Consider the following 25,780-nt stretch of genomic DNA (forward strand, 5'->3'; position numbering starts at 1 on the left):
CTCTCCCCTTGCAGGAGAGGGAGGGGCCCGCGAAGCGGGAGGGTGAGGGGTTCTTGCCGCTGCTCTGCGTAAGCCCTATCGTCCGCCTCCGACCTTCAACAAGGATCCTTTCCCGCCCATGTCCGACCGCCTGACCGCCCTGCTCGAAACCCGCCCCTGGCTGCTGGCCGACGGCGCCACCGGCACCAACTTTTTCGCCATGGGCCTGCAGCACGGCGACGCGCCGGAGCTGTGGAACCTGGAGCGGCCGGACGACGTGGTGCGCCACTACCGCAGCTTCATCGACGCGGGCTCGGACATCGTGCTCACCAACACCTTCGGCGGCACCGCCAACCGGCTGAAGCTGCACAAGGCCGAGGACAAAGTCTTCGAGCTGAACAAGGCGGCCGCCGAGCTGGCCCACCGCGCCGCGAAAGAAGCCGGACGCGACGACGTCATCGTCGCCGGCTCCATCGGCCCGACCGGCGACCTCTTCGTGCCCCTGGGGCCGCTCACCATCGAAGAGGGCACCAAGGCCTTCGAGGCGCAGGCGCGCGGCCTTGCCGCCGGCGGGGCCGACCTCGCCTGGATCGAGACCATGTCCTCGATTGACGAGGTGAAGGCCGCCGTCATGGGCGCCACCGCCGCCGGCCTGCCCTACGTGGTGACCCTCTCCTTCGACACCAACGGGCGCACCATGATGGGCGTGACGCCGGCGCAGCTCGCCCAGCTGGCGCACGAGCTGGAGCCTAGGCCCATCGCCTTCGGCGGCAACTGCGGCACCGGCGCCTCGGAGCTGATGGCCGCCCTGCTCAACCTGCAGAGCGCCAAGGCCGAGGCCGACGTTCTGGTTGCCAAGTCCAACTGCGGCATTCCGCAGTACGTCGAGGGCGAGATCGAATACTCCGGCACGCCCGAGCTGATGGCCGACTACGCGCGCCTCGCCCTCGACGCCGGTGTGCGCATCATCGGAGGCTGCTGCGGCACCACGCCCGAGCACGTGCGGGCCATGCGCGACGCGCTGGAAGCGCACGAGAAGGGCAGCGCGCCGGACATGGCGACGGTCGTCGCCAAGCTGGGCGAGATCTCCAAGGGCGCCGTCCAGCAGAGCCATGGCGCCCCCCTCGGCGCCCTGCCGGAGGGCCGCGGCCGGCGCCGCGAGGGACGCCGCGGCCGCGCGGAGAGCTGACCCCCATGTCCGCCCTCCCCGTCATCGACATGGCGCCGCTCTTCCGGCGCGGCGATGCGGCGGGGCGGGCGCGAGGAAGAGCGAGGGTGGCCAGAGAGATCGAGGCGGCCTGCCGGGCCAGCGGCTTCTTCTACGTGACCGGTCACGGCGTAACCGACGCGATTCTGCAGAACCTCGATGCCGCGGCGCGGCGATTCTTCGACCTGCCTGAAAACGTAAAGCTGCGCATTCCGATGTCCAAGGGCGGGCGCGCCTGGCGCGGCTTCTTCCCCTTGGGCGGCGAGCTCACCTCCGGGCGGCCCGACGGCAAGGAGGGCCTCTACTTCGGCACCGAGCTCCCAACTGACCATCCACGCGTCAAAGACGGCTGGCCGCTGCACGGCGCCAACCTCTGGCCCTCCGAGGTGCCGGAACTGCGTCCCGCCGTCGAAGCCTACATGGCGGCGACGACGCGCGCCGCGCACCACCTGCTGGAAGGCGTCGCGCTGTCGCTGGGTCTCGACGCCGACTACTTCGAGACCCACTACACCGCCGATCCCACGATCCTGTTCCGCATCTTCCACTATCCGCCGACGCCGCCCGCGCGCGACGGTCAGGAGAACTGGGGCGTCGGCGAGCACAGCGACTACGGCCTGCTCACCTTGCTGGCCCAGGACGAACACGGCGGCCTGCAGGTGAAGACGCCTGAAGGCTGGGTGGCCGCGCCGCCGATCCCCGGCACCCTGGTCTGCAACATCGGCGACATGCTGGACCGCCTGACCGGCGGCTGGTACCTCTCGACGCCGCACCGCGTGCGCAACGACAGCGGGCAGGAGCGCCTCTCCTTCCCCCTCTTCTTCGACCCCGACTTCGCCGCCGAGATGGTGCCTCTGCCGCCCGAGGCGGCGAAAGGTCACGGAACCAGCGTACCCCGCTGGGACAACGCCGACCTGCAGGCCTTCACCGGCACCTACGGCGACTACCTGCTCTCCAAGGTCTCGAAAGTGTTTCCGGAACTGGGCGGCAAGGTGCTGTAGGCGGTCGGACCAGCCACATCGCTTCGCGCTGCGCCGCCACTTCTCAGCCTGTCATCCCGGCCAAGCGAGCTTGCGAGCGCGAGCCGGGATCCACGGCGGGGCCGGCGCCCGACCTCTGAAATGGATCCCGCATCAAGTGCGGGATGACAATGTGGTCGGTGGCAAGAACGGCGCGACGACGGCGACGCTGCTCAGGCGCTCTTGCGCGCCACTGCATCCAACAGCGCTTCCAGCTCCGCGATGCTGTCCAGCACGTGGTGCGCATGCAGCGCCAGATCGTCCCGCCCGCCGGTACCGGTGAGCACCGCAACCAACAGCCCGGCGCCGGCCTGGCGGCCCATCTCCATGTCGTGCAGGCTATCGCCGACCACGGCCACCGTTTCCGGCGCGAGCCCCGTCGCCGCGCAGAAGGCCTGAACCATGCCGGGGCCGGGCTTGGCGCCATGGCCGGAGTCGAAACCGGCGACGAAGTCAAAATGGTCCACCACGCCGAAGGGCGCGAGGCTGGCGTAGGCGCTGTCCTCGCTGTCGTTGGTGGCGACGCCGAGGGCGAGCCCGCGCGCCTTGAGGGCCGCAACGACGCTTTCCATGCCGGCCACGGCAACGGCGGTCTCGGCGCTGTTGGCCTCGAAGATACCGGTGATGCGGTCGGTGAGCTGCACCGGATCGGAACCCAGCAGCGCCGCCCAGGAGCCGGCGATCTCCGCGTTGCTGGCGCTCACCAGCAAAGAGTTGGGCAGGTGGCTCTCCGTCGCCGGGTCATAGCCGCCGGCGACCAGCAGCTGCTGGGCCAGCGCCGCATCGCCGCCCGCCGCCTCCAAAGCCGCCCGCTTGTTCAGCGGGCTCCAGGTGGCGTCGTAGTCCAGCAGCGTGCCGTCCTTGTCGAAGAGAATGCCCTGGATGGCGGACGCGGCAGAGCTCACAGCGCGGTCTCCGTTTGCTTGCCACCTTCCTGGCCGCGACGCTCGTCGGCGGTGGTCTGGCGCAGGATGCCGGCGTAGATCTCCTCGTCGCCGCAGACGCCGACGAGCTTGCCGTCCTCGACCAGCGCCACCGGGTGGCCGGTGGCCTGGCGCAGCTCGATGGCGACGCGCATGGACATGTCGCAGGGCGCGGTGATGAGGGCGGTCGACGGCAGCCCGGCGATGTCCATGTCCGGCGTGTAGGGCAGCAGGCGGCCGAGGAAGCCGTCGAGAGAAACGGCGATGGGTGCCCCGGCATCGTCGAGGCGCAGGCGCACGCGGCCGGCGCGGTCCAGCAGCACGGCATCGTCCTCCCGCTTCAACTGGTCGACCGGGGTCATCAGCGAGCCGCCGCGCAGCACGTTCAGCGGGTTCATGTGGGCGACGAACTCCGCCACGTATTCATTGGCCGGGTTCAGCACGATGGCTTCCGGCTTGCCGTACTGCACGATGCGGCCGCCCTCCATGATGGCGATGTGACTGCCCAGCTTGAGGGCTTCGTCGAGGTCGTGGCTGACGAAGATGATCGTCTTCTTCAGGCGCTGCTGCAACGCCAGAAGCTCGTCCTGCAGGTGATCGCGGATCAAAGGATCGAGAGCGGAGAACGGCTCGTCCATCAGCAGGATATCGGCATCGGTGGCGAAGGCGCGCGCGAGGCCAACGCGCTGCTGCATGCCGCCGGAGAGTTCGTGGGCGAACTTGTCCTTCCACTGCGACAGGCTGACCAGCTCCAGCTTCTCCTCGACGATGGCCTCGCGCTCGGCCTTGCTCATGCCGCGCAGCTCCAGCCCGAAGCCGACGTTCTCCGCGACCGTCCGCCAGGGCAAGAGGGCGAACTGCTGGAACACCATGGCGACGCGGTTCATGCGCAAGTGCCGCAGGGTCGCCGGATCGCAGGAAGCGACGTCGACCAGCCCCGCCCCCTGCGTGTCGCCGTCACGCACCATGACCTTGCCGCGGGTCACCTTGTTGAGGCCGTTGACGGCGCGGAGCAGCGTCGACTTGCCTGAGCCGGAAAGCCCCATGAGGACGCAGATCTCGCCCTCCTCGATGGTGAGAGAGGCATCGGCGACGCCGACGACGTTGTTGGTCTGGGCCAGGATCTCATCGCGGGTGGCGCCGCTGTCAAGCAGCGCGAGAGCTTTCTGCGGCTCCTTACCGAAGATGATGTCGACCTTCTGGAACTCGACGGTGGTTGGGTTTCCAGCGCTCATGGCTCAGCGCCCCTTCTGCTTGGCTTCGCGCTGCTTGCACAGGCGGTCCAGCAGGATGGCGACAATGACGATTGCGAGGCCAGCCTCGAAGCCGCGTGCGATGTTCACCGTGTTCAGCGCGCGCACCACGGGCTTGCCGAGGCCATCGGCGCCGACCAGAGCGGCGATGACCACCATCGAGAGCGACAGCATGATGCACTGGGTGAGGCCCGCCATGATGGTCGGCAGGGCGTGCGGCAGCTCAACCTTCCACAGCAGCTGGCTGCGGGTGGCGCCGAAGGACTCGCCGGCCTCAACCAGGTTCTTCGGCACTGAGGATATGCCGAGATAGGTCAGCCGGATCGGCGCCGGGATGGCGAAGATCACCGTGGAAATGAGACCCGGCACCACGCCGAGGCCGAAGAGGATGAGGGTCGGGATCAGGTAGACGAAGGTGGGGATGGTCTGCATGAGGTCGAGCACCGGCCGGATCGCCGTGTAGAGCCAGGGGCGATGCGCGGCGGCGATGCCGACCGGCACGCCGATGACCATGCAGATGGCGGTGGCGAAGACCACCAGAGCCAAAGTCTCGATGGTCTCTTCCCAGTAGCCGATGTTTACGATCAACAGCAGGGAGAGCACGATGCCGACCACCAGCCAGATCGAGCGGTGCAGCCAGTAGGCGAAGGCGGCCAAGAGGGCGATGAGCAGCAGTCCCGGCACCGCTTGCAGGACGTCGATGAGGCCCTCGATGAGGAAGCCCAGCACGTCCGAGATGAAATTGAAGAACCAGGCGGCGTGCTCGTTCAGAAAGTCGACGAAATTGCTGATCCAGTTGCCCAGCGGGATCTTATATCTCTCGAGGAAGTCCATGGCCGCCCCTCTTCTTCTGCCCCCAAAGCGGAACGGTCAGGCCCGGGAAGAGCCTGACCGTCCTGTAGCTTACGTCCTAACCGGCGCCGATTACAGGCCGAGATGGGCCTTAACCGCGGGCAGTCCCGGCTTGCCGTCCAGGGTGGTGACACCGTCCAGCCAGCCGTCCAGCACGCCCGGGTTGGCCTTCAGCCACTCGGTGGCCGCGACCTTCTCGTTCTTGCCGTCGTTCAGGATGGCGCCCATGATCGCGCCCTCCATCGGCAGGGTGAAGGAGAGGTTCTCCAGCAGCTTGCCGACGTTCGGGCACTCGGCCGTGTAGCCCTTGCGCACGTTGGTGAACACCGTGGCGCCACCGTAGTCCGGGCCGAAGAAATCGTCGCCGCCCGAGAGGTAGACCAGGTCGAAATTATTGTTCATGGGGTGCGGGGCCCAACCGAGGAAGACGATGTCCTCCTTGCCCCTCACCGCACGGGCAACCTGCGACAGCATGCCCTGCTCGGAGGACTCCACCACCTCGAAGCCCTTCATCCCGAAAGCATCCTGGTCGATCATGTCGAGGATCAGGCGGTTGCCGTCGTTGCCCGGCTCGATGCCGTAGATCTTGCCGTCCAACTGGTCCTTGAACTTGGCGATGTCGGCGAAGTCCTTCAGGCCGGCATCCGCCGTGTACTTCGGCACCGCCAGGGTATACTTGGCGCCTTCCAGGTTGGCGCGCAGCACCTCGACCGAGCCCTCGTCGCGGTACTTGGCGATGTCACCTTCCATGGTCGGCATCCAGTTGCCGAGGAAGATGTCGATGTCGCCATTCTTCAGGCTGGCGTAGGTCACCGGCACGGAGAGCACCTCCGCCTCCGGCGCGTAGCCGAGGCCTTCCAGCACCACCGAGGTCGCCGCCGTGGTGGCGGTGATGTCGGTCCAGCCGACGTCGGCGAAGCTCACTTCCTTGCAGGCCGCCGGATCGGCAGCCTGTGCAGTGCCGAGCGCGGCCGCGAAACCAAGCGCCGCCACGGTCGCGCCTGCAGCGCGCGCAAAAATAGTCTTGGTCATCTCTTGTTGCCTCCTCTTTCCCCAACTGTTCGATGCCGGCCCGGACTTGCGCCGGGCGGCCGGCCCCGCCTGCCGGCGGTTGGACTGAGTCGCCTGCCGGTGCCGGGCTCGCTGATTGCTATAAACAGCGTCGATGGCTGTTATGGAACCGATGCGGCGAGCGTAATTTTTTTTGATTGAACGTTCAATCAAAATAAAATACCAATCTCTCCCTAGTGTCCGCGCCTCTGCGCGGCGTTTCCCTTCACCCAGCGAACGGAGGCCGCGCGCGCGGGATGCCTAAGGTCGGAATGGAAGATCTGCGGCGGCGGCAGTTGATCGCGGCAACCATCACCTCGATCCACGAGCAGGGATTCGCCAACGCCACCATCGCGCGCATCTCCAAGACCGCCGGCATGTCCGGCGGCATCGTCGCCCACTATTTCGACGACAAGGCCGGCCTGCTGGCCGCCACCATGCGCTCGCTGGCGCAAGATCTTCTGGCGGAGACGCTGAAGTGCCTGAAGGCCGCGGAAACGCCGGAACAGCGCATCGACGCCATCATCCGGGCGAACTTCGCGCCGGAACAGAACGCGCCGGAAGCGGTCTCCGCCTGGCTCGCCTTCTGGGCGGAGGCACGCACCTCGCCGGCGCTGTGGCGCATCCAGAAGATCAACGAACGGCGCCTGCTCAGCAATCTGCGCCATGCCTTCAAGCAGCTGCTGCCGAAGGAAGACGCAACCACCGCGGCCGCCGGCCTCGCCGCCATGATCGAGGGGCTGTGGCTGCGCTGCGCGCTCTCCAACGGCCCGCTCACCATCGACCAGGCGCGCATGATCGCGCGCGACTACGTCTCCCGCCTTCTCGATAAGGAGTAATCCTTCGACGTGACCGCCAAAGCCCAGGCCAACCTGCCCGAACAGAAACTCTACATCCACGGCCGCTACCAGGACGCCCTCAGCGGCCAGAGCTTCGAGACCGTGAACCCGGCGACCGGCGAGGTGATCTGCCGCGTGCAGCAGGCCGGCACCGAGGACATCGAGGCCGCCGTCGTCTCGGCCCGCGAGGGCTTTGCCGTGTGGTCGGCCATGGGCGGCACCCAGCGCGGGCGCATTCTGCACGAGGCGCAGCGCATCCTGCGGGCGCGCAACCGCGAGCTGGCCGAACTGGAAGTGCTCGACTGCGGCAAACCGATCCAGGAGGCCGAAGTCGTCGACGTGATCTCCGGCGCCGACTGCATCGAATACTACGCCGGTCTCGCGGCCTCGCTGCACGGCGAGCACCTGGATCTCGGCGGCGACTTCTTCTATACCCGGCGCGAGCCGCTCGGCATCTGCGCGGGCATCGGCGCCTGGAACTATCCGATGCAGATCGCCTGCTGGAAGTCGGCGCCGGCGCTGGCCTGCGGCAACGCGATGATCTTCAAGCCGGCCGAGCTGACGCCGCTTTCCGCGCTGAAGCTGGCCGAGATCTATACCGAGGCCGGGCTGCCCGACGGCGTCTTCAACGTCGTGCAGGGTTTCGCCGCCACCGGCCAGGGCCTGACGCGCCATCCCGGCATCGCCAAGGTGTCGCTGACCGGCGAGGTCGGCACCGGCAAGAAGGTGATGGCCGACGCCGCCGCCAGCCTGAAGCACGTGACCCTGGAGTTGGGCGGCAAGTCGCCGCTGATCCTCTTCGACGACGCCGACGTCGAGAACGCGGTGAACGGCGCGCTGCTGGCAAACTTCTATACGCAGGGCGAGGTCTGCTCCAACGGGACCCGCGTCTTCGTGCAGGAAGGTCTCTACGCCGCCTTCCTGAAGCGCCTGGTCGAAAAGACGAAGAGCCTGAAGATCGGCGACCCGATGGACCCGGCGACCCAGGTCGGCGCGCTCATCTCCGCCGAGCACTGCGAGAAGGTGCTGAACTACATCGACCTCGGCCGGAAGGAAGGTGCCGAGGTCGCCGTCGGCGGCGGACGCCCCAAGGACCCGGCACTCGCAAGAGGCAACTTCGTCGAGCCGACGGTCTTCGCCGGCTGCCGCGACGACATGGCGGTGGTGCGCGAGGAGATCTTCGGTCCGGTGATGACCGTGCTGCCGTTCAAGGACGAGGACGAGGTGATCCAGCGCGCCAACGCGACGCCCTTCGGGCTTGCCGCCGGCGTCTTCACCCGCGACCTCGCGCGCGGTCACCGCGTGGTGGCGCGCCTGGAGGCCGGCACCTGCTGGATCAACACCTACAACGTGACGCCGATCGCCATGCCCTTCGGTGGCGTGAAGCAGTCCGGCATCGGCCGCGAGAACGGCCGCGCCGCGATCGAACACTACACCCAGGTCAAGAGCGTCTACGTCGCCATGAACGGCGTCGACTCGCCCTACTAGAGTTCCGTTAGCCCAGAGTTCCGTTAGAAATGTCCGCGATTCAAAGCTTCGACTACATCATCGTCGGCGCCGGCTCGGCCGGCTGCGTACTGGCCAGCCGCCTGACCGAGGATGCCGACATGCGCGTCCTGCTGCTGGAAGCCGGCGGGCGCGACAACTCGATCTTCATCCACATGCCGGCGGCGCTGGCCAAGCCCCTGGCCAACGACAAGTACAACTGGTTCTACCACTCGGAGCCGGAGCCGCACCTGAACAACCGCCGCATGTACTGCCCGCGCGGACGCGTCATCGGCGGCTCCTCCTCGATCAACGGCATGGCCTATGTGCGCGGCCACGCGCGCGACTACGACCGCTGGGCCCAGGGCGGGCTTGCCGGCTGGGACTACAGCCACGTGCTGCCCTACTTCCGCAAGGCGGAGACCTACGGGCGCGGCGCCGACGACTACCGCGGCGGCGACGGTCCCCTCAACGTCTCGGCGGGCGCCTGCAAGAACCCGCTCTTCAAGGCGTGGATCGAGGCGGGCCGTCAGGCCGGCTATCCCGTCACCCAGGACATGAACGGCTTCCAGCAGGAAGGCTTCGCCCACATGGACATGACCGTCCACCAGGGCCGCCGCTGGAGCGCCGCCGTCGCTTACCTGAAGCCGGCGATGACGCGGCCCAACCTCACCGTCTGGACCCGCGCGCTGACCACCCGCGTGCTTTTCCAGGGCCGCCGCGCGGTCGGCGTCGAGCTGGCCAAGGGCAGCGAGCGCATCGAGGTGCGCGCCGAACGCGAGGTCATTCTCTCCGGCGGCGCCATCAACTCGCCGCAGGTGCTGCTGCTCTCGGGCGTCGGCCCGGCCGACGAGCTGAAGCAGCTCGGCATCGACGTGCAGCACGACCTGCCCGGCGTCGGCAAGAACCTGCAGGACCACCTTGAGGTCTACGTGCAGCACGCCTGCACCCAGCCGATCACGCTCTACCCGGCGCTAAAGATCTGGAATCAGCCGAAGATCGGTTTTGATTGGCTGTTCTTCAAGAAGGGGCTGGGGGCGACAAGCCATTTCGAGGCGGGCGGCTTCATCCGCTCACGCGCGGGCGTCGAGCATCCCGACCTGCAGTACCACTTCCTGCCGATCGCGATGAACTACGACGGCAGCCACCCGGCGGGCGGTCACGGCTTTCAGGCCCACGTCGGCCCCATGCGCTCGCAGAGCCGCGGCGCCATCACCCTGAAGTCCGCCGATCCAAAGCAGCCGCCGCGCATCTTCTTCAATTACTTCTCGCAAGAGGCCGACCGCCAGGAGTTCCGCGCGGCGGTGCGCCTCACCCGCGAGGTCTTCGCCCAGCAGGCCTTCGATCCCTTCCGCGGCCCCGAGCTGGCGCCCGGCCCCGAGGTGCAGAGCGACGCGGAGATCGATGCTTTCGTGCGCGAACACGTGGAGAGCGCCTACCATCCGTCGTGCTCCTGCCGCATGGGCTCCGACACCATGGCGGTGGTCGACGGCGAAGCGAAGGTGCACGGGCTGGAGTCCCTGCGCGTCGTCGACGCCTCCATCATGCCGTCGATCGTCAGCGGCAACCTCAACGCGCCGACCATCATGCTGGCGGAGAAGCTGGCCGACACCATCCGCGCCCGCGACCCCCTGCCCGCCTCCGACGCCCCGGTGTGGATCGCCCCCCACTGGGACACGCAGCAGCGGTAGCGCGGCAGAAATCGTTCCCCGGCTTCATACACCACTGTCGTCCCGGGGCTTGACCCCGGGACCCATTGGCATCTGCAAGCGGTGATTCTCTGAACCGTTGAGAAGGGCAGGCTTCCGCCGCTCAGCGAACTCTGCGCGTTTGTTCAAGCGGTCAAGGCAATGGGTCCCGGCATCAAGTGCCGGGACGACAGCCGAGGGGTGGCAAGACCGAGGGTGGTGAGCAGACTACTCCGCGAACGCCTTCTCGACGACGAAGTCGCCGGGGTTGGCGTTGGAGCCTTCGGTGAAGCCGAAGCCCTCGACCAGTTTCTTGGTGTCCTGCAGCATCGCCATGGAGCCACAGATCATCACGCGGTCGACCGCCGGGTCGAAGGCCGGCACGTCGAGGTCCTTGAACAGCTGCCCGTTCTCGATGAGGGTCGTGATGCGCCCCTTGTGGACGAAGTCCTCGCGCGTCGTGCTGGCGTAGTAGGTCAGCTTCGGCCCGACCATCTCGCCGATCAGCGGATCTTCCACCAGGGAGTCGACCAGTTCGGCGCCGTAGGCGAGATCCGCGACGTTGCGGCAGGTGTGGGTCAGGATGATCTGGTCGAACTTCTCGTAGGTCTCCGGCTCGCGGATCAGGCTGGCGAAGGGGGCGATGCCGGTGCCGGTCGACAGCATGTAGAGGCGCTTGCCGGGCAGCAGAGCGTCGAGCACCAGGGTGCCGGTCGGCTTCTTGCCCAGCAGCACGCGGTCGCCGGGCTTCAGGTGCTGCAGCCGCGAGGTCAGCGGGCCGTCCTGCACCTTGATGGAAAAGAAGTCGAGACCGTCGTCCCAGGCCGGGCTGGCGATCGAATAGGCGCGCAGCAGCGGCTTGCCGTCGACCATCAGGCCGAGCATGACGAACTCGCCGGAGCGGAAGCGGAAAGCCGCCGGGCGGGTGAGGCGGAAGGAGAACAATTCGTCCGTCCAGTGGCGCACCTCGAGGACGTCTTCCTCGGTGACCGACTTCGGCAGGACGAGACTATCAGACGGCATCAACCCGACTCCTATCAACTGCTTCACCAACACCGGACAAGAAAAAGGCGCCTGCGGGCGTGCCGCCCCCAAGTGCCTTTCCTCCAAACCCTGCGGTGCCAAGCCTCTGTTTTGATTTTCAGATTCTAAGCAAGTGATAATCAATCGCATCTTGGCGCCTGCCCCATATTTTGCGCATCAGGGCGCAAATCGCCAGGGGTTTTTTCGCAGCACAGTTATACACTAAACGCAGGGCGAATATATGTCATTAACATTTTTTCTATGTGCTTTATAGGCAATTGCGGCGGCGTTTCTACCCCTCGATGAGCTTTTCCAAGGTTGCCACGCGGTCGGCCTCCGCGGCCGGCTTGTCCCAGCGGATGCGGTGGATGCGGGGAAACCGCAGGGCGACGCCCGACTTGTGGCGGGTCGAGCGCTGCACGGCATCGAAGGCGACCTCGAAGACCAGGCCCGGCTTCACCGCCCGCACCGGGCCGAAGCGCTCCGTCGTGTTGGCGCGGATCCACCGGTCGAGCTCCAGCAGCTCCGCGTCGGTGAAGCCGAAGTAGGCCTTGCCGACCGGCACCAGTTCCTCCCCCTCCTCTCCCCCGTCGTCTCTGGGCCGCCAGGCGCCGAAGGTGTAATCGGAGTAGAGCGAGGAGCGCTTGCCGTGGCCACGCTGGGCATACATCAGCACGGTATCGAGGGTCAGCGCGTCGCGCTTCCACTTGAACCAGGGCCCCTTGGGGCGGCCGGCCACGTAGGCGCTGTCGGCGCGCTTGAGCATCAGCCCCTCGATGGACTTCTCGCGCGCCGCGCCGCGCAGCGCCTGCAGTTCGTCCCAGGCGGTGAACGCCAGCAGCGGCGAGAGGTCGATGCGCGCGGGCGCCGTCTGCGCATGCCAGGCTTCCAGCCGCGCGCGGCGTTCGTCGAAAGGCAGTGCCCGCAGGTCGTCCTCACCGTGGAGGAGGATGTCGTAGACCCTGAGATGCGCCGGATAATCCTGCAGCATCTTGGCCGTCACCCGCTTGCGGTTGAGGCGCTGCTGCAGGTCATTGAAAGGGGCGATCTCGCCGTCGCGCGCGACCAGCAGCTCGCCGTCCAGCACGGCGTCGAAATCCACCGCATCCATGAGGTCGGGAAAGGCCGCGCCGATCTCGTCGCCCGAGCGCGAGAAGAGCCGCGCCTCGCCCCCGCCGGCGGTAAGCTGCACGCGAATGCCGTCCCACTTCCACTCGGCGCGGAAGTCGGCAGGGTCGAGCTTTGCGAGTTCCGCTTCGTCCAGCGGGTTGGCCAGCATCAGCGGGCGGAAGGCTCGGCGCAGGTCGATGGCGGGCGCCGTTCCCTCGCCTTGCAGCCAGGCAAAGAGCGGCAGAAAGGGGGGCGTGAGGCCGTGCCAGAGTTCCTCGATCTCGGTGAGCGAGGCGTCGCCCATCTCGGCCAGCGCGGTCTTGGCCAGGCGCGCCGAGACGCCGACGCGCAGCCCGCCGGTGATGAGCTTCAAGAGCGCCCAGCGCCCGGTGGCATCGAGCGCGTCGAGCCATTCCCCGACGAGCCTCGGCGCCTCGACGCGCCCAGCGCGCGTGAGCCGGTCGACGACTTCCGAGAGTTCCGGTGCGCGGTTCGCCCCGGCTTCGGCAGGCCAGATGAGCGCCACCGTCTCCGCCATGTCGCCGACGTAGTCGTAGGACCAGCGGAACAGTTCCGGGTCCACGCGCTGCTCGATGAGGCCGCGGATCATCGCCGGCTTGGCGGCGGGAAAGTCGAGCCGCCCGGTGAGCGCCGCCAGCGCCCAGCCGCGATCCGGGTCCGGCGCCGCGCGGAAGTAATCGGCGAGCAGGCGCAGCTTGGCATTGCGTGCCGGGGTGTAGGACAGGCGGTCGAGCAGCTCGGCGAAATGCTTCATGCCCGCGCCTCTTCCGTCTCCTCTGCCGCCGTCGCTTCCTGTTCCTCTTCGCCACGCCCGATCAGAGCGAGGGCGCGCCCGCGCAGGCCGATCGAGTTGGCGTAGTGGACCAGGGCCTCCTCGTTGCCGTGGGTCACCCAGACCTCCGGCGCGCCGACCTCGCGGATGGTCTGGGTCAGTTCGTCCCAGTCGGCGTGGTCGGAGAGGATCAGCGGCAGCTCGGCGCCGCGCTGGCGCGCGCGGGCACGCACCCGCATCCAGCCGGAGGCCATGGCGGTCAGCGGGTCCGGCAGGCGGCGCGACCAGCGGTCGGTGAGCGAGCCCGGCGGCGCCAGCACGATCTCCCCCGCGAGCTCCTTCTTGGCGGCACCGGTCGCCGGCCTCAGCTCGCCCAGCTCGACGCCGAAGTCGCGGTAGAGATCGCAGAGCCCCTGCAGCGCGCCGTGGATCCAGATCGGGCGGTCGTAGCCCGCCTGGCGCAGCAGTGCGATGACCCGCTGCGCCTTGCCCAGGGCATAGGCGCCGACCAGGATGGCGCGCTCGGGAAACTGCGCGCGGGCGGTCAAGAGCTTGGCGATCTCTTCGCTGTCCGGCGGATGTCGGAAGACCGGCAGGCCGAAGGTCGCCTCGGTGACGAAGACATCGCAGGGCACCACCTCGAAAGGCGCGCAGGTGGGATCGGGCCGCCGCTTGTAGTCGCCGGAGACGACGATGCGGCAGCCCTGCCACTCCAGCACCGCCTGGGCGCTGCCCAGCACGTGGCCCGCCGGGCGGAAGGTCACGCCGACGCCGCCGATCTCGCGCCGCTCGCCGTAAATCAAAGGGTCGAGCGCGCCGCCGGCGTCCTGGCCGAAGCGCTTGCGCATGATGGCGAGGGTCTCCGGCGTCGCCAGCACGGCGCGGTTGCCGGGGCGCGCGTGGTCGCCATGGCCGTGGGTGACGACGGCGCGGCCGACCGGGCGGTGCGGGTCGATGTAGAAGTCGCCGGGCGCGCAGTAGAGTCCGCGCGCCGTCACCTTCAGCCACGATTCCGGTTTCAGCGCTGCCATTGTCTCAGCTCTTGCCGCCGGCCAGCGCGCGTTCGAGGAACGCGCCCATCACACGGTTGGACTGCGCGCGCACCGCGTCGTTGCGCCCGATCAGGTAGCCTTCGTCGCCGGCACAGAGGCCGAGGATGATCTTGCGGGAGAACACGCTGGACATCGGCAGCCAAAGCCACTTGTCGCGCACCGTGCCGTCGGCTTCCACCACGAAGCGGCAGTCGGCGAGGTTGCGGCCGATCTCGCGCTCCTGCGCGAAGCGGCCGTCCCACTGGTGCACCGCGTCGGGATAGACCACGGTCTCGACGTCGCCGCCGCCGGCCTCGATCTGCTCGGCGATACGCGCGCAACGCTCCGGGTCGACGATGGCGTCGCGCCCGCCGTAGAGCATCAGCAGCGGCGCGCCGGTCGCGCGGCTGTCCTGGAACTCGGCGATGCAGGGCGCATAGAAGGCGACATGGGCGGCAAATCGCGGTCCCTCCGGTGCGTAGCGTTCCGCGACCTGGGCGTAGGCCGCGTAGGTCGTCACCATGCCGCCGTAGGAAAAGCCGATGAGGGCGACGCGGTCGCCGTCGACCTGCGGCAATGCGGCGAGATACTCGAGTCCGGCATAGGCATCGGCCAGGAACATCGCCTCGGTGATTTCCAGCAGGCGGTTGATGAAGCTGCTGGCGCGGTCGCGGCGCGCGGCGAAGACGTCGATCACCAGCGCGGCCGTGCCCTGGGCCGCGAACTGGCGCGCATAGGTCAGCTCGCGCACCGACTGCACGCCGGAAGCGCCGTGCAGGATCACCACCGCCGGCACCGGCGCCGCGGCGGAGGCCTCGGGCGGCAGGTAGAGCGTGCCCTGCGCCTCGGTGGGCGGCGCCTCTTCCGCGCCGTTGCCGACATTGGAGAGGGTGAAAGGACTGGCGCTGGCGAAGGTGATGCGCTCGCCCTGCGGAAGAGCCGCCGTCTCCTGCGCCGGCCAGGGCAGCACGAGATCCGGATTGGCGATCGCCGCTGCCGGCGCGCAGGCCAGCAGCAGCGCGGCCAGCAAAGCCAGCGCGCCGGGCTTCGCTTTCGCGCCCCAAGCGGCTAGGTTGGGCCGCGACCCTCTATCGAAAGACAGCATATCTATGACCGAAGTCTTCACCCTGCATGAACGCCTGGCGGCCGATACCGTTGCACTCGCCGACTGGCCGCTCTGCCGGGTACTGCTGATGAAGGATGCCGGCTATCCCTGGCTCATCCTGGTGCCGCGCCGCCCGGGCCTCAAGGAGTTTCACGACATGGCGGAGGCCGACCTCGCGCTGGCGACGGCGGAGATCTGCCGCGCCTCCCGCACCCTTCAATCTAGGTTCGCCCCGGACAAGATCAACATCGGCGCGCTCGGCAACATGGTGCCGCAGCTGCACATCCACGTCATCGCCCGCTTCCGCAACGACCCCGCCTGGCCCGGCCCTGTCTGGGGCGCACGACCGGCAGAGCCCTACGAGTCAGGAGAACTGCAGGAGCGTATTGAAACGCTGAAGGCGGCGTTCGGCTGATGACCCTAGAGTCGGCACTTATCAAGTTTCGCCTCTTTTTGACGGACTCGTGGCCCATCCTGCTCGCATTTGCAAATGATGCAGGATGGGATGACGACCCTTACTTTCTCGACCGTTGGCAGCAGGCCAATTGGGAGCTCTTGGTGGAACAGAAAATTCTCAGTGGACAGCAATTCCTGCCGCCTTATGGGTACGCCAAAGAGGACCCGGGCCTCCGCCATACCAATACGGACTCTGCCGTTACCCATCGGATTATCTGCTTCGACAAGCTGGAGACCGTCAAGCGTAGCTACAGGTTCCTCTGCTTTGTCACCCGCCGACACGACACAGTCTGCATTGATGCCCCTTTCGACTACGTATCGCTGAGGTTGCCCAACGGCCGGGACGTCAGAGATTTACCGGTGAGCCAAGTCGAGTTCCATCTTGAGGCCATCTCCGGAGCCTGACAGCGGTCAATCTGCGAATCGTTCGCAATTTCCTTGCGCCGGCGCAGGGGGCCCGCCATCATGAGCGCTGCCCGTCCCATCCATGCCGATAGAGGAAGCCCGATGTTCATCGCCATGAACCGCTTCAAGGTGAAGCACGGCCAGGAAGCCGCCTTCGAGACCGTGTGGAAGAGCCGCGACACGCATCTGCGCGAGGTCCCCGGCTTCCAGTCCTTCGCGCTGCTGAAGGGCCCGAAGCGCGATGACCACACGCTCTATTCCTCGCACACGATCTGGGCCTCACAGGGCGCCTTCGAGGCCTGGACGAAGTCGGAGGCCTTCCGCGCGGCGCACCGCAACGCCGGCGACAACAGCGGCCTCTATCTCTCCCACCCGGAGTTCGAGGGCTTCGAGGTGGTGCAGGAACTGACCCCGGAAAACGCCTAGCAGGCTGCTGAAAAAGGCGCTCGGCCTGCGGCCCATCCTTCGAGACGGCGCTGACGCGCCTGCCTCAGGATGAGGGTGGAGTTTGAAAAGATTGACCTCATGCTGAGGAGCGAGCGGCAGCGAGCGTCTCGAAGCACGAGGTCGATCAGGTCGCTAGGCCTTTTTCAGCAGCCTGCTAGCCTTCCTGCGTCACCGGGGCAATATCGGGATAGCGCCCGATGTCTTCGCCCGTCTTCGGAAAAGTCGAGCCGAGGTGCGCGACGGCGCGGGCACCCCACTCGGTTCCCAGCCTGAGGCAGGCTGCCATCGGCCAGCGCCTCGCGAGGCCGTGCACGAGCCCCGCCGCAAAAGCATCGCCCGCGCCTGTCGTATCCACCACCGCCGCCGGCACCGCCGGGCAGTGGAGCCGCACGCTGCCGTCCGTCGCGGTGGCGCCGCGCGCGCCCCGGGTCACCACCAGCCACTCGGCCGCAAGCCCTGCCCCCTGCAGGGCGCGCCAGGGATCGGCGACGGCATCGCGCGGCACCTCATCCTCTGAAACGACCAGCACCTCGGCATCGCGTACGGTGTAGCCGGGGCGCCACTGGCTGACGATGGGAACCCCGGCGGCCTTCAGCGGCGCAACGAGTTCGTCCGGCGCGCCCCAGCGCGAGGCGACGTAGGCACAGGCGATGCCTTCGACGGACACCGCTGGCCAGCGCGGCGGCGTGGCGTTGCGGTGGGTGCCGATGATGACGCGCTCGCCGTTCGGATCGATGAGGATGAGGCAGGCCGGTGTCGGGCCCGGCAGGCGCACGATGCCCGAGGTGTCCCAGGGGCGTCCGTCCGCGGCCATCAGATCCAGCAGGCGGTCGCCGGTCTCGTCGCTGCCGATGAAGCCGACCAGCCGCACCCGGTTGTCCGCCACCGCCAGCGCACTCGCCGCATTGGCCGCCGCACCGCCGGCGCGCAGGCCGAGGTCCTCGCCGGTGGTTTCCAGGCCCGTGCGGATCGGCGCGTCCAGGCGGAAGACCCAGTCGGCATTCACGTTACCGACGACGAGGATGTCGTGCATGCCGCCCACGTCGTGACTTTCCCTGCGTGTTTCAGCGATCCCTAAACTTCGCCGGTTCTAGCCGAGTTGCCGCGCGGCGGCAATCGATGCCATGCTCTTCTTCCAGCGACAGGGAGAAACGGCGATGCGTCTTGTTTGCCTGCTTGCCCTTGCCGCCTGCCTCGCCGCGCCCGCCGCCGCGCAGGAGCAGACCGGCAAGAAAGCGGATCTGGAACTCTGCCTCGCCGTCGACGGCTCCGGCTCGATCCAGGAGGACGAGTTCGCCTTCCAGCGCCTGGCCTATGCCCAGGCGGTCAGCAACCCGCAGGTGGTCGATATCATGACCGGCGGCTACGAGGGCAGTATCGCCATTGCCCTCATGGAATGGGGCGGGCCGGACTCCATGCACCCCATCGTCGACTGGACCCTGATCGAGAAGCCGGAAGACGCCCAGGCCTTCGCCGATGCGGTGGTGGCGGCCCCGCGCCGCGCCTTCGGCTGGAACTCCATCAGCAACGCCATCGCCTTCTGCCAGCAGTGGATGGCGGGCAACGGCTTCGACGGCTTTCGCAAGGTGATCGACGTCTCCGGCGACGCGGGACAGCGCGGCGGCCTGCCGCTGCCCTTCGCGCGCGACCTGGCGGTGGATGCCGGTATCGTCATCAACGGCCTCGCCCTGCACTACCGCAGCGGCGGCCTCACCGGCCCGGGCGGCATGCCGCTGGTCGAGCACTTCCGCCAGGACGTCATCGGCGGCACCGGCGCCTTCGCCATTGCCGTGGAGAAGGAGGAGGAGTTCGCCGACGCCCTCATCCGCAAGCTGATCCTGGAGATCGCCAGCGCGGAGTGATAGCCGGCTGCTGAAAAGGCACCCAACCTGTGGCCCATCCTTCGAGACAGCGCTGACGCGCTTCCTCAGGATGAAGTCGGTGCAGGGATTCATTGACCTCATGCTGAGGAGCCCGCGCGAGCGGGCGTCTCGAAGCACGAGGTCAATCCAGAGATTCTCAGGCGTTGCCGCCGATGTAGCCCTGGAGCTGTTCGATCGTAAACTTCTGCTGGTCGATGATGGTCTTCACCAGGTCGCCGATGGAGACGATGCCCGTCAGCTTCCCCTCGTGCAGCACCGGCATGTGGCGGAACCGCTTGTCGGTCATGATGGCCATGCACTCGTCCACGGTCTGCTCCGGCCGCACGAAGATGACGTCGGCGCTCATGATGTCGCGCACCGGCGTGTTCGCCGAAGACCGGCCTTTCAGAATGACGTTCCGCGCGTAGTCGCGCTCGGTGAAGATGCCGATCGGCGCACCGTTCTCCGTCACGATCACGGCGCCGACGTTCTTGCTCGCCATCAGCTCGAGGGCGTGGAAGACGGTATCGTCCGGCTGGACGGTCAGGACATCGTGCCCTTTAGAATCGAGCACCTGCTGTATCGTTGTCATGGCACATTTCCCGCAAGTCGGTGACCTGGCCCCCCATGTCGGCGCCCGCTGTCGATCCGGACACCTGTAGGAACGCTAACACGAACCGCCGAGCATCGGAAGGACCGGCGGTCCGGCGGGATCCCTGGGCCCTCAAATCCGCCCGTCATAGCTGCCGCGGTCGATGACCGCGGCGATGACGGTGAAGGTCTCGGCGCCCAGGGCGTCGTCCAGGGCCTCCTCCAGCTCGGCGCGGCTGGTGACCCTGTGGCCGAGGCCGCCGAAGGCGCGGCCGATGGCGGCGAAGTCGTGGTGCCCGAAGTCCACGCCCGCATTCGCCATCTGGCGCTGGCGCTGCTTCAACTCGATGAGCGCGAGGCTCGCATCGACGAAGACCACGACGATGATCCGCGAGCCCAACTCCGCTGCAGTGGAGAGTTCTCCGGCCACCATCAGCAGGCCGCCGTCGCCGGTGAAGGCGACCACCGGGCGGTCCGGCTCGGCGATTTGCGCGCCCAGGGCCAGCGGCAGGGCGCAGCCCATGGTGCAGAGCCCTGTCGACTGCAGCAGCGTGCGTGGCTCGTAGGCGGGCCACATCTGCGCCAGGAGGATGCGGTGGGCGCCTGTGTCGCAGGTCGCCACCGTCTCCTTCGGCAAGACACGTCGGCAGGTGTCGATGACGGCGGCCGGCCCCCAGGCCTCATCGCGCGGGAAGGCCGCGGCCAGCGCCTGCTTCAGCGCCTCGACCTCGCCGCCGGCCCAGGTGGTCTGCGGCGCGACCTCCGCGGCCAGCGCCTCCAGCGTCTTGCCGCTGTGGGTGACGAAATTGAGGCCGGCCTGGTGCACGTAGTGGCGATTGGACACCGCGGCGATGTCGATGACGTGCACCGCGGCCGGATCCCAGACCTCGCGCCAGCCGCTGCGCATCTCGATGGGGTCGTAGCCGACGCAGAGAACCAGGTCCGCCTGCTGCACGAAGGGCAGCAGCAGGGCGTCCGCCTTGGGCGAGAGTCCCGCCGCGCCGAGACACAATGGATGCTCCTCGGAGACGATCCCCTTGGCCTTGTAGGTGGTGAGGAAGGGCACGGAGTAGGTCTCGCAGAAGCGCTCGATCGCCTCGCCTGCTTCGTCGGCCAGGGCGTCGAGGCCGACGATCATCACCGGCCGCCTGGCCTCCTCCAGCCAGCGCCGCGCGCGCTCCAGGTCGTGGCCGGGCGCCGGCGCCGCCGGGCTCGCGGGCGGGCGGCGACGCAGCCGCTGCGGCACCGCCGCCTGGTCGGCGACAGAGATCGGCACGTCGATGTGGACCGGCCCGGCGCGGCTCTCGGTGGCAATGGCGACCGCCTTGTCGGCGATGACGTCGGCGCCTTCGGCGGTCAGGCGGAAGCTCGCCTTGGTCACCGGTCGCAGCACCTGCTGATGGTCGAGGATCTGGTGGGTATAGGTCAGCACCTCGGTGGCGTCGACGCAGCCGGTCAGCACGATGAGCGGCACCCGGTCCTGCTCGGCATTGGCGATGACGTTGACGCCGTTGACCACCCCCGGCCCCACGGTCGCCACCAGGATGCCCGGTGCGCCGGTACGCTGCCACACCCCCTCGGCCATGAAGCCGGCGGCGTTCTCGTGCTTGGCCAGGATGAAACGGATGCCGGCGGCCTCCAGCGCGTCGACCAGGGTCAGCACCTCGCCGCCCGGCATCCCAAAGGCAAAGCGGCAGCCCGCCTCGTACAACCGCCGCGCCACCAGGTCGGCCGCGCGCAGCTTGTGTCCCGTCATGAAATGCTCCGCTTCCCCGCCGTTACTCTGCTGGGCCAGTTTATCCCTGACGCCAGCAGTTGTCGCGGGTCGCGCGGGCGACCGCTACATGGAGAGGCGGAGGTTTGAAATCTGCGTCGCGATGTCGCGGAAGGCTTGCTTCAGGTCTGTGCCGCTGCTCGGAAGATAGAAATGATCCGCGTCGGTCGCGCAGTCTCTCAAGAAGTTCGCCTCCAAACTGTTGGAACCGACGGCAAAGCCCACGGTATAAACCTCCACCCCCTCAGCCTTCATACCGTCGCAAAGACTTTCTGCCTGGGCGAAAGAGTTTCCGTGCGTTGCATTCTGATTGATGCGGTAGTTTGGACCGATGCTGTCGTAAGCATTCCTGGCGACAACCCCGTCGTAGTAAAAGGTGTTGAACTCGCCGTCGGTCATCAGCACCACCACCTTCAGCACCTTGCGGCCAAGATGAAGCTCGCCGTAGTTCATCGGACGGCTCTCGGCTGGCCAGAGGTAATCGAAATTTGGCGAAATCATGTACCAGCCCCAGGCTGTGCCGAGGTGCCCGGCAGTAAAACCACCTGTCGAAAGCGCATCAATAGCCAATTCGAGCGCGACCTTGTCGCTCGACAGCGGCATGATCTCCGCGTCGAGACAAGCGTTACCGCCTTCGAAATGCGGCCCGAGCAGCGCCATGCTGGGGGCCGCGTCCGTGGCAATCTGGGCGCCCGGACGCTCGGTCACGCAGGTGGTTGCGTTGTACTCGACCCAGTCGTTGTTCGACGCCCGCCGGTAGCGGAACCGAGTGCAGGTGGGTTCGTTCGGATAGACACAGGTACCCGGTGTCAGCTCGCCGCGGATGTCGTCAGCGTAGCTGCCGACGTTGACCGCCGAGGAATAGGGGACCAGTGCGACCTTTGTGTAGAAAGGTTCCTGCTGATCCTGCACGACGATGCCGATCAGTTCCTTCGCGGCCGCCTTCAGATCTACGATCTTGGTACCGGCCATCGAGCCGGTGACGTCCAGCACCAGCGAGACCTCGACGTCGCGGGACGACAGGGTCGCCTGGCCGGTGGCGGCGATGTCGGTGAAATCGGTGCCGAGGATGCGCATGAAGAAGGTCGGGATGTTCGCCCGTGCCGTCACCCTGATGGTGCGCTCCTCCTCGTTGGGAACGATCTGCAGCGGCTCGAGCACCGCGCCCATGTAGCCGTCCTCGAAGTTGGCGGCGAAGAAGTTCCGGATGTCGTCGTCGCGATCCGGATGGGAAAAGGCGCGCGCGCCGGCCAGCGCCGCCGCGTCGACCGCCGCGGAGAGCTGGGATCGCACGCTGTAGGCGACGGAGGTATCGATCGCGAGACCCACGCCGCCCGCCAGGGCGATGGCGAAGAAGCCGAACATGAGGCTGACATTGCCGCGCCTGTCGCGCCAGCATCGCGCCAGGTTCCGCTGCGCGCTTTTCAACGTTCTGATAAGCACGGGGAGTCTCCCCGAAAATTTCCACATCGCAACCGCGGACGGTACGGGAGCGCCGTAAACAGAGCGTTAAGGTGGCGCCGCCGCACGGCGCAAAAAGCCGCGGAAACGGTAGGTTTCGGGCCCGCGTTGGCCCGGCAAGCACCCAGTTGACACAGATGCGCGGCATACCCCGCGAAACTGTGCAAACTTTAGCGCGGTGTCAGGAGATGGCAGGGCGGCATCGGCGCCGCTCACCGGCCGCTTCACCCGCCGGGGGTGGGGGTCTATCTTAGGCCCTGTGAGCCAGCCCGCCCTCTTGCCCGAGACGCCTTTGGAAAGCCTGCCGCCGCGCTTTGCGGCCTGGTTCCGCGCGCGCGGCTGGGCGCCGCACGCCCACCAGTTGGCGATGCTGGACGCCGCCTGGGCCGGGCAGTCGGCCCTGCTGATCGCCCCCACCGGCGGCGGCAAGACGCTCGCCGGCTTCCTGCCCTCCCTGGTCGACCTAGCCGGAGCCCCTCACGAGGGCCTGCACACCCTCTACATCTCGCCGCTGAAGGCGCTGGCGGTGGATATCCACCGCAACCTGACCCAGCCGATCGAGGAGATGGACCTTGCCGTCGCCTGCGAGACGCGCACCGGCGACACCCCGCAGTCGAAGCGCCAGCGCCAGCGCCGCAAGCCGCCGGGCATCCTGATGACCACCCCCGAGTCCCTCGCCCTGCTGCTTAGCTACTACGACGCCCCGGAGGTCTTCGGGACCCTCAAGTGCGTGGTGATCGACGAGTTGCATGCCTTCGCCGGGACCAAGCGCGGCGACCTGCTGGCCCTGGGTCTCGCCCGCCTGCAGACCCTCGCGCCCGGCCTGCGACGGGTCGGCCTCTCGGCCACGGTCCACGATCCCGACTGGCTGGCCGCCTGGCTGTCGCCCACCGCCAGCCCCCTGGACGTGCGCCGGGTCATCGGCCGCGACGGCGCTGAGGCGGTGGTCGAAATCCTGACCACGCGGGAGCACCTGCCGTGGTCCGGCCACATGGCCGTCCACGCCCTGGCCGAGGTCTACCAGCGCATCCGCCGGGCCGGCACCACCCTGGTCTTCGTGAACACCCGCGCCCAGGCCGAGATCGTGTTCCAGGAACTCTGGCACCTGAACGAGGACGCCCTGCCCATCGCGCTCCACCACGGCAGCCTGGCCGTCGAGCAGCGCCGCAAGGTCGAGGCCGCCATGGCAGCGGGCAAGCTGCGCGCGGTGGTCGCCACCTCCTCGCTCGACCTCGGCATCGACTGGGCCGCCGTCGACCTGGTGGTCCAGATCGGCGCCCCCAAGGGCTCGGCCCGCCTGCTGCAGAGGATCGGCCGCGCCAACCACCGGCTCGACCAGCCGAGCCGCGCCCTGCTGGTGCCGGCCAACCGCTTCGAGGTGCTGGAGTGCCGCGCCGCCCTGGAGGCCGTGCGCGCCCGCTCCCTGGACGGCGACGCGCCGCGCCCCGGCGGCCTTGATGTGCTGGCTCAACATATCCTCGGCACCGCCTGCGCCGGCCCCTTCTCGGCCGACGTTCTCTACCGGGAAATCACTTCAGCTTTCCCCTATAAGTCATTGGATAAAAATATCTTTGACCGCACGCTAGATTTCGTGGCCAGCGGCGGCTACGCGCTGAAGAGTTATCAGCGCTATCGCCGCCTGGTGCTTGATAAAGAAGGCTTTTATCGTGTTGCCCACCTCGATCATGTGAAGCGCTACCGCCTGAACGTCGGCACCATCGTCGAGGCCCCAGTCTTAAAGGTGCGCCTCAAGAACGGCCGCGTTCTGGGTGAGGTGGAAGAGTATTTCGTGAACGGGCTCTTGCCCGGCGACAGCTTCATTTTCGCCGGCCAGCTGCTGGCCTTCGAGGGGATGCGGGAGAACACCGTGGTGGTCAGCCGCGCCACCGGCGGTGAGCCCAAGGTCCCCGCTTATGCCGGCGGCCGCCTGCCGCTCTCGACCCACCTGGCCGAGCGGGTGCGCGGCATCCTGGCCGACCCGGAGGCCGGCCACGACCTGCCGCCGGCCGTTACCGAGTGGCTGCGGATCCAGCGCTGGCGCTCCCAGCTGCCGCCGGCCGACGGCCTCCTGGTCGAATGCTTCCCGCGCGCCGACAAGGAGTTCCTGGTCGCCTACTGCTTCGAGGGCCGCAATGCCCACCAGACCCTGGGCATGCTGCTGACCCGCCGCATGGAGCGCGCGGGCCTCTCCCCCCTGGGCTTCGTCGCGACCGATTACGTCATCGCGGTGTGGAGCCTGAAGGCCGTCCGCGATGTCGACGCCCTCTTCGCCGAGGACATGCTGGGCGACGACCTGGAGGAGTGGATGGCCGAATCCTCCATGCTGCGGCGGACCTTCCGCAACGTGGCGGTGATCGCCGGCCTGATCGAGGCGCGCATGCCGGGCCAGGAGAAATCCGGCCGCCAGGTCACCTTCAACGCCGACCTCATCTACGACGTGCTGAGAAAGCACGAACCCGATCACATCCTGCTGCAGGCGACCCGGGCCGACGCCGCCGGCGGCCTTACCGACATCGGGCGCCTGGCCGAGATGCTGAAGCGGGTGAAGGGGCGCATCCGCACCCGCCGGCTGGACAAGATCTCGCCGCTGGCCGTCCCGGTGCTGCTGGAGATCGGCAAGGAACAGGTCTATGGCGCGGGCCTAGACGAGCTGCTGGACGAAGGCGCCCAGGCCCTCATCGAGGAGGCCACCGGCGGCATGGAGCCGGGCCGCGGCCAGGCGGAGCTGCCGCTATGAGCGACACGGCGGAGCGGCAAGGACGCTTGCTGGTGAATGGCGTCGCACTGCAGGCGGACGTCTCCGGCGCGCTGATCTGGCACGACCGGCGCCTTGCCGTGGTCGCCGATCTGCACTTCGAGAAGGCAACCGCCTTCGCCCAGCGGGGCCAGTTCCTGCCGCCCTACGACACCGCGGCGACCCTCGACAAGCTGGAGACGGTCATCGCTCGCCACGGGGTGGAGCAGGTCATCTGCCTCGGCGATTCCTTCCACGACGGCGAGGCCGCCGGGCGCCTCGACCCGGCCCAGGCCGCGCGCATCCGCGGCCTGACGGCGCGCCTCGCCTGGACCTGGATCGCCGGCAACCACGACCCGGCGCCGCCAGCGGACTGGGGCGGCGCCGTGGCCGAGGAAATCACTCTCGGCGCCCTCACCTTCCGCCACGAGGCCGTGGCCGAATCGCGCGGCGGGGAAATCTCCGGCCACTATCATCCCAAGGCGGCGGTGGTGGTGCGCGGGCGGCGCATCTCGGCGCCCTGTTTCGTGACCGACGGTCGGCGCCTCATTCTGCCCGCCTTCGGCGCCTTCACCGGCGGCCTGAGCGTGCTCGATCCCGCCATCGCCGCGCTGTTCAAAAAGGGCTTCCGCGCCACCCTGCTCGGCCGCAACGGCCTCTTCGCCTTCCCTAAGCATGCGCTGGTCTGACAAAGGC

Annotated in this window: 23 protein-coding genes; 11 read left to right on the plus strand and 12 right to left on the minus strand. The window is 67.8% G+C overall.

From position 1 onward, the window contains the following. Positions 1 to 118 precede the first annotated feature (118 nt). The gene (bmt, locus tag WDC82_RS09980) at positions 119 to 1,168 is read left to right on the plus strand and encodes a betaine--homocysteine S-methyltransferase (protein WP_340117154.1); all 1,050 of its coding nucleotides are present in this window, start codon (positions 119 to 121) and stop codon (positions 1,166 to 1,168) included. Positions 1,169 to 1,173: 5 nt separating this feature from the next. Further along, positions 1,174 to 2,184, plus strand: coding sequence for a 2-oxoglutarate and iron-dependent oxygenase domain-containing protein (locus WDC82_RS09985; RefSeq protein WP_340117155.1), 1,011 nt, complete (start codon positions 1,174 to 1,176; stop codon positions 2,182 to 2,184). Between the two features lie 191 nt (positions 2,185 to 2,375). Here the strand turns inward: WDC82_RS09985 and WDC82_RS09990 are convergent, their stop codons facing one another. The 4 genes from WDC82_RS09990 to WDC82_RS10005 form a co-directional block, all read right to left on the minus strand. Continuing rightward, positions 2,376 to 3,107, minus strand: a complete 732-nt coding sequence (locus WDC82_RS09990; RefSeq protein ID WP_340117156.1) for an HAD family hydrolase — start codon at positions 3,105 to 3,107, stop codon at positions 2,376 to 2,378. After that, entirely contained in the window at positions 3,104 to 4,360 is a 1,257-nt protein-coding gene (gene choV, locus WDC82_RS09995) for a choline ABC transporter ATP-binding protein (protein WP_340117157.1), read from the minus strand. The genes WDC82_RS09990 and choV overlap by 4 nt, the downstream gene beginning before the upstream one ends. A 3-nt stretch (positions 4,361 to 4,363) precedes the next feature. Further along, positions 4,364 to 5,212, minus strand: a complete 849-nt coding sequence (choW, locus tag WDC82_RS10000) for a choline ABC transporter permease subunit (protein ID WP_340117158.1) — start codon at positions 5,210 to 5,212, stop codon at positions 4,364 to 4,366. A gap of 90 nt (positions 5,213 to 5,302) precedes the next feature. Continuing rightward, entirely contained in the window at positions 5,303 to 6,262 is a 960-nt protein-coding gene (locus tag WDC82_RS10005) for a choline ABC transporter substrate-binding protein (RefSeq protein ID WP_340117159.1), read from the minus strand. 275 nt (positions 6,263 to 6,537) lie between these two features. Between WDC82_RS10005 and betI the strand changes: the two genes are divergently transcribed. From betI to betA, 3 genes are read left to right on the plus strand one after another with little or no spacing between them, the layout of a single operon-like run. Continuing rightward, on the plus strand, positions 6,538 to 7,119 hold the full coding sequence (betI, locus tag WDC82_RS10010) for a transcriptional regulator BetI (protein ID WP_340117160.1): 582 nt from the start codon (positions 6,538 to 6,540) through the stop codon (positions 7,117 to 7,119). 9 nt (positions 7,120 to 7,128) lie between these two features. Then, positions 7,129 to 8,607, plus strand: a complete 1,479-nt coding sequence (betB, locus tag WDC82_RS10015) for a betaine-aldehyde dehydrogenase (RefSeq protein ID WP_340117161.1) — start codon at positions 7,129 to 7,131, stop codon at positions 8,605 to 8,607. Between the two features lie 29 nt (positions 8,608 to 8,636). Then, positions 8,637 to 10,295, plus strand: a complete 1,659-nt coding sequence (gene betA / locus WDC82_RS10020) for a choline dehydrogenase (protein WP_340117162.1) — start codon at positions 8,637 to 8,639, stop codon at positions 10,293 to 10,295. Between the two features lie 225 nt (positions 10,296 to 10,520). Here the strand turns inward: betA and WDC82_RS10025 are convergent, their stop codons facing one another. From WDC82_RS10025 to WDC82_RS10040, 4 genes are all read right to left on the minus strand, one after another. Further along, positions 10,521 to 11,315 carry a ferredoxin--NADP reductase gene (locus WDC82_RS10025; protein ID WP_340117163.1) on the minus strand — a complete coding sequence of 265 codons (795 nt, stop codon included), beginning with the start codon at positions 11,313 to 11,315 and terminating at the stop codon, positions 10,521 to 10,523. A gap of 292 nt (positions 11,316 to 11,607) precedes the next feature. Beyond that, a complete protein-coding gene (locus WDC82_RS10030) occupies positions 11,608 to 13,200 on the minus strand; it encodes a cisplatin damage response ATP-dependent DNA ligase (protein WP_340117164.1) in 1,593 nt (530 codons plus the stop codon). Beyond that, the gene (locus tag WDC82_RS10035) at positions 13,197 to 14,249 is read right to left on the minus strand and encodes a ligase-associated DNA damage response exonuclease (RefSeq protein ID WP_340117165.1); all 1,053 of its coding nucleotides are present in this window, start codon (positions 14,247 to 14,249) and stop codon (positions 13,197 to 13,199) included. The genes WDC82_RS10030 and WDC82_RS10035 overlap by 4 nt, the downstream gene beginning before the upstream one ends. Before the next feature lie 4 nt (positions 14,250 to 14,253). After that, positions 14,254 to 15,354: a dienelactone hydrolase family protein gene (locus WDC82_RS10040; protein WP_340117166.1), complete on the minus strand. Its 1,101-nt coding sequence runs from the start codon at positions 15,352 to 15,354 to the stop codon at positions 14,254 to 14,256. 4 nt (positions 15,355 to 15,358) lie between these two features. On the opposite strand from WDC82_RS10040, the gene WDC82_RS10045 reads away from it, so the two are divergent. From WDC82_RS10045 to WDC82_RS10055, 3 genes are all read left to right on the plus strand, one after another. Next, positions 15,359 to 15,769, plus strand: coding sequence for an HIT family protein (locus WDC82_RS10045; protein WP_340117167.1), 411 nt, complete (start codon positions 15,359 to 15,361; stop codon positions 15,767 to 15,769). Further along, complete coding sequence (locus tag WDC82_RS10050) at positions 15,769 to 16,215, plus strand: hypothetical protein (protein WP_340117168.1); 447 nt, start codon at positions 15,769 to 15,771, stop codon at positions 16,213 to 16,215. Before WDC82_RS10045 ends, WDC82_RS10050 begins: the two co-directional genes overlap by 1 nt. Positions 16,216 to 16,317: 102 nt before the next feature. Then, positions 16,318 to 16,641 carry an antibiotic biosynthesis monooxygenase gene (locus WDC82_RS10055; RefSeq protein WP_340117766.1) on the plus strand — a complete coding sequence of 108 codons (324 nt, stop codon included), beginning with the start codon at positions 16,318 to 16,320 and terminating at the stop codon, positions 16,639 to 16,641. Positions 16,642 to 16,816: 175 nt separating this feature from the next. Here the strand turns inward: WDC82_RS10055 and WDC82_RS10060 are convergent, their stop codons facing one another. Continuing rightward, positions 16,817 to 17,695 carry a PfkB family carbohydrate kinase gene (locus WDC82_RS10060; RefSeq protein WP_340117767.1) on the minus strand — a complete coding sequence of 293 codons (879 nt, stop codon included), beginning with the start codon at positions 17,693 to 17,695 and terminating at the stop codon, positions 16,817 to 16,819. Positions 17,696 to 17,819: 124 nt separating this feature from the next. On the opposite strand from WDC82_RS10060, the gene WDC82_RS10065 reads away from it, so the two are divergent. Then, entirely contained in the window at positions 17,820 to 18,524 is a 705-nt protein-coding gene (locus WDC82_RS10065) for a DUF1194 domain-containing protein (RefSeq protein WP_340117169.1), read from the plus strand. 157 nt (positions 18,525 to 18,681) lie between these two features. On the opposite strand, the gene WDC82_RS10070 is transcribed toward WDC82_RS10065, so the two are convergent. From WDC82_RS10070 to WDC82_RS10080, 3 genes are all read right to left on the minus strand, one after another. Further along, positions 18,682 to 19,116, minus strand: coding sequence for a CBS domain-containing protein (locus tag WDC82_RS10070; protein ID WP_340117170.1), 435 nt, complete (start codon positions 19,114 to 19,116; stop codon positions 18,682 to 18,684). A 132-nt stretch (positions 19,117 to 19,248) separates the two neighbouring features. Then, positions 19,249 to 20,871, minus strand: a complete 1,623-nt coding sequence (locus WDC82_RS10075; RefSeq protein WP_340117171.1) for a thiamine pyrophosphate-binding protein — start codon at positions 20,869 to 20,871, stop codon at positions 19,249 to 19,251. Positions 20,872 to 20,955: 84 nt separating this feature from the next. Next, positions 20,956 to 22,332: a pilus assembly protein gene (locus tag WDC82_RS10080; protein WP_340117172.1), complete on the minus strand. Its 1,377-nt coding sequence runs from the start codon at positions 22,330 to 22,332 to the stop codon at positions 20,956 to 20,958. A gap of 385 nt (positions 22,333 to 22,717) precedes the next feature. On the opposite strand from WDC82_RS10080, the gene WDC82_RS10085 reads away from it, so the two are divergent. Next, positions 22,718 to 25,087, plus strand: a complete 2,370-nt coding sequence (locus tag WDC82_RS10085) for a ligase-associated DNA damage response DEXH box helicase (RefSeq protein ID WP_340117768.1) — start codon at positions 22,718 to 22,720, stop codon at positions 25,085 to 25,087. After that, positions 25,084 to 25,773, plus strand: a complete 690-nt coding sequence (gene pdeM, locus WDC82_RS10090) for a ligase-associated DNA damage response endonuclease PdeM (protein ID WP_340117173.1) — start codon at positions 25,084 to 25,086, stop codon at positions 25,771 to 25,773. The genes WDC82_RS10085 and pdeM overlap by 4 nt, the downstream gene beginning before the upstream one ends. Positions 25,774 to 25,780 lie beyond the last annotated feature (7 nt).

The sequence above is a fragment of the Pelagibius sp. 7325 genome (assembly GCF_037652055.1).
Lineage (GTDB): Bacteria > Pseudomonadota > Alphaproteobacteria > Kiloniellales > Kiloniellaceae > Pelagibius.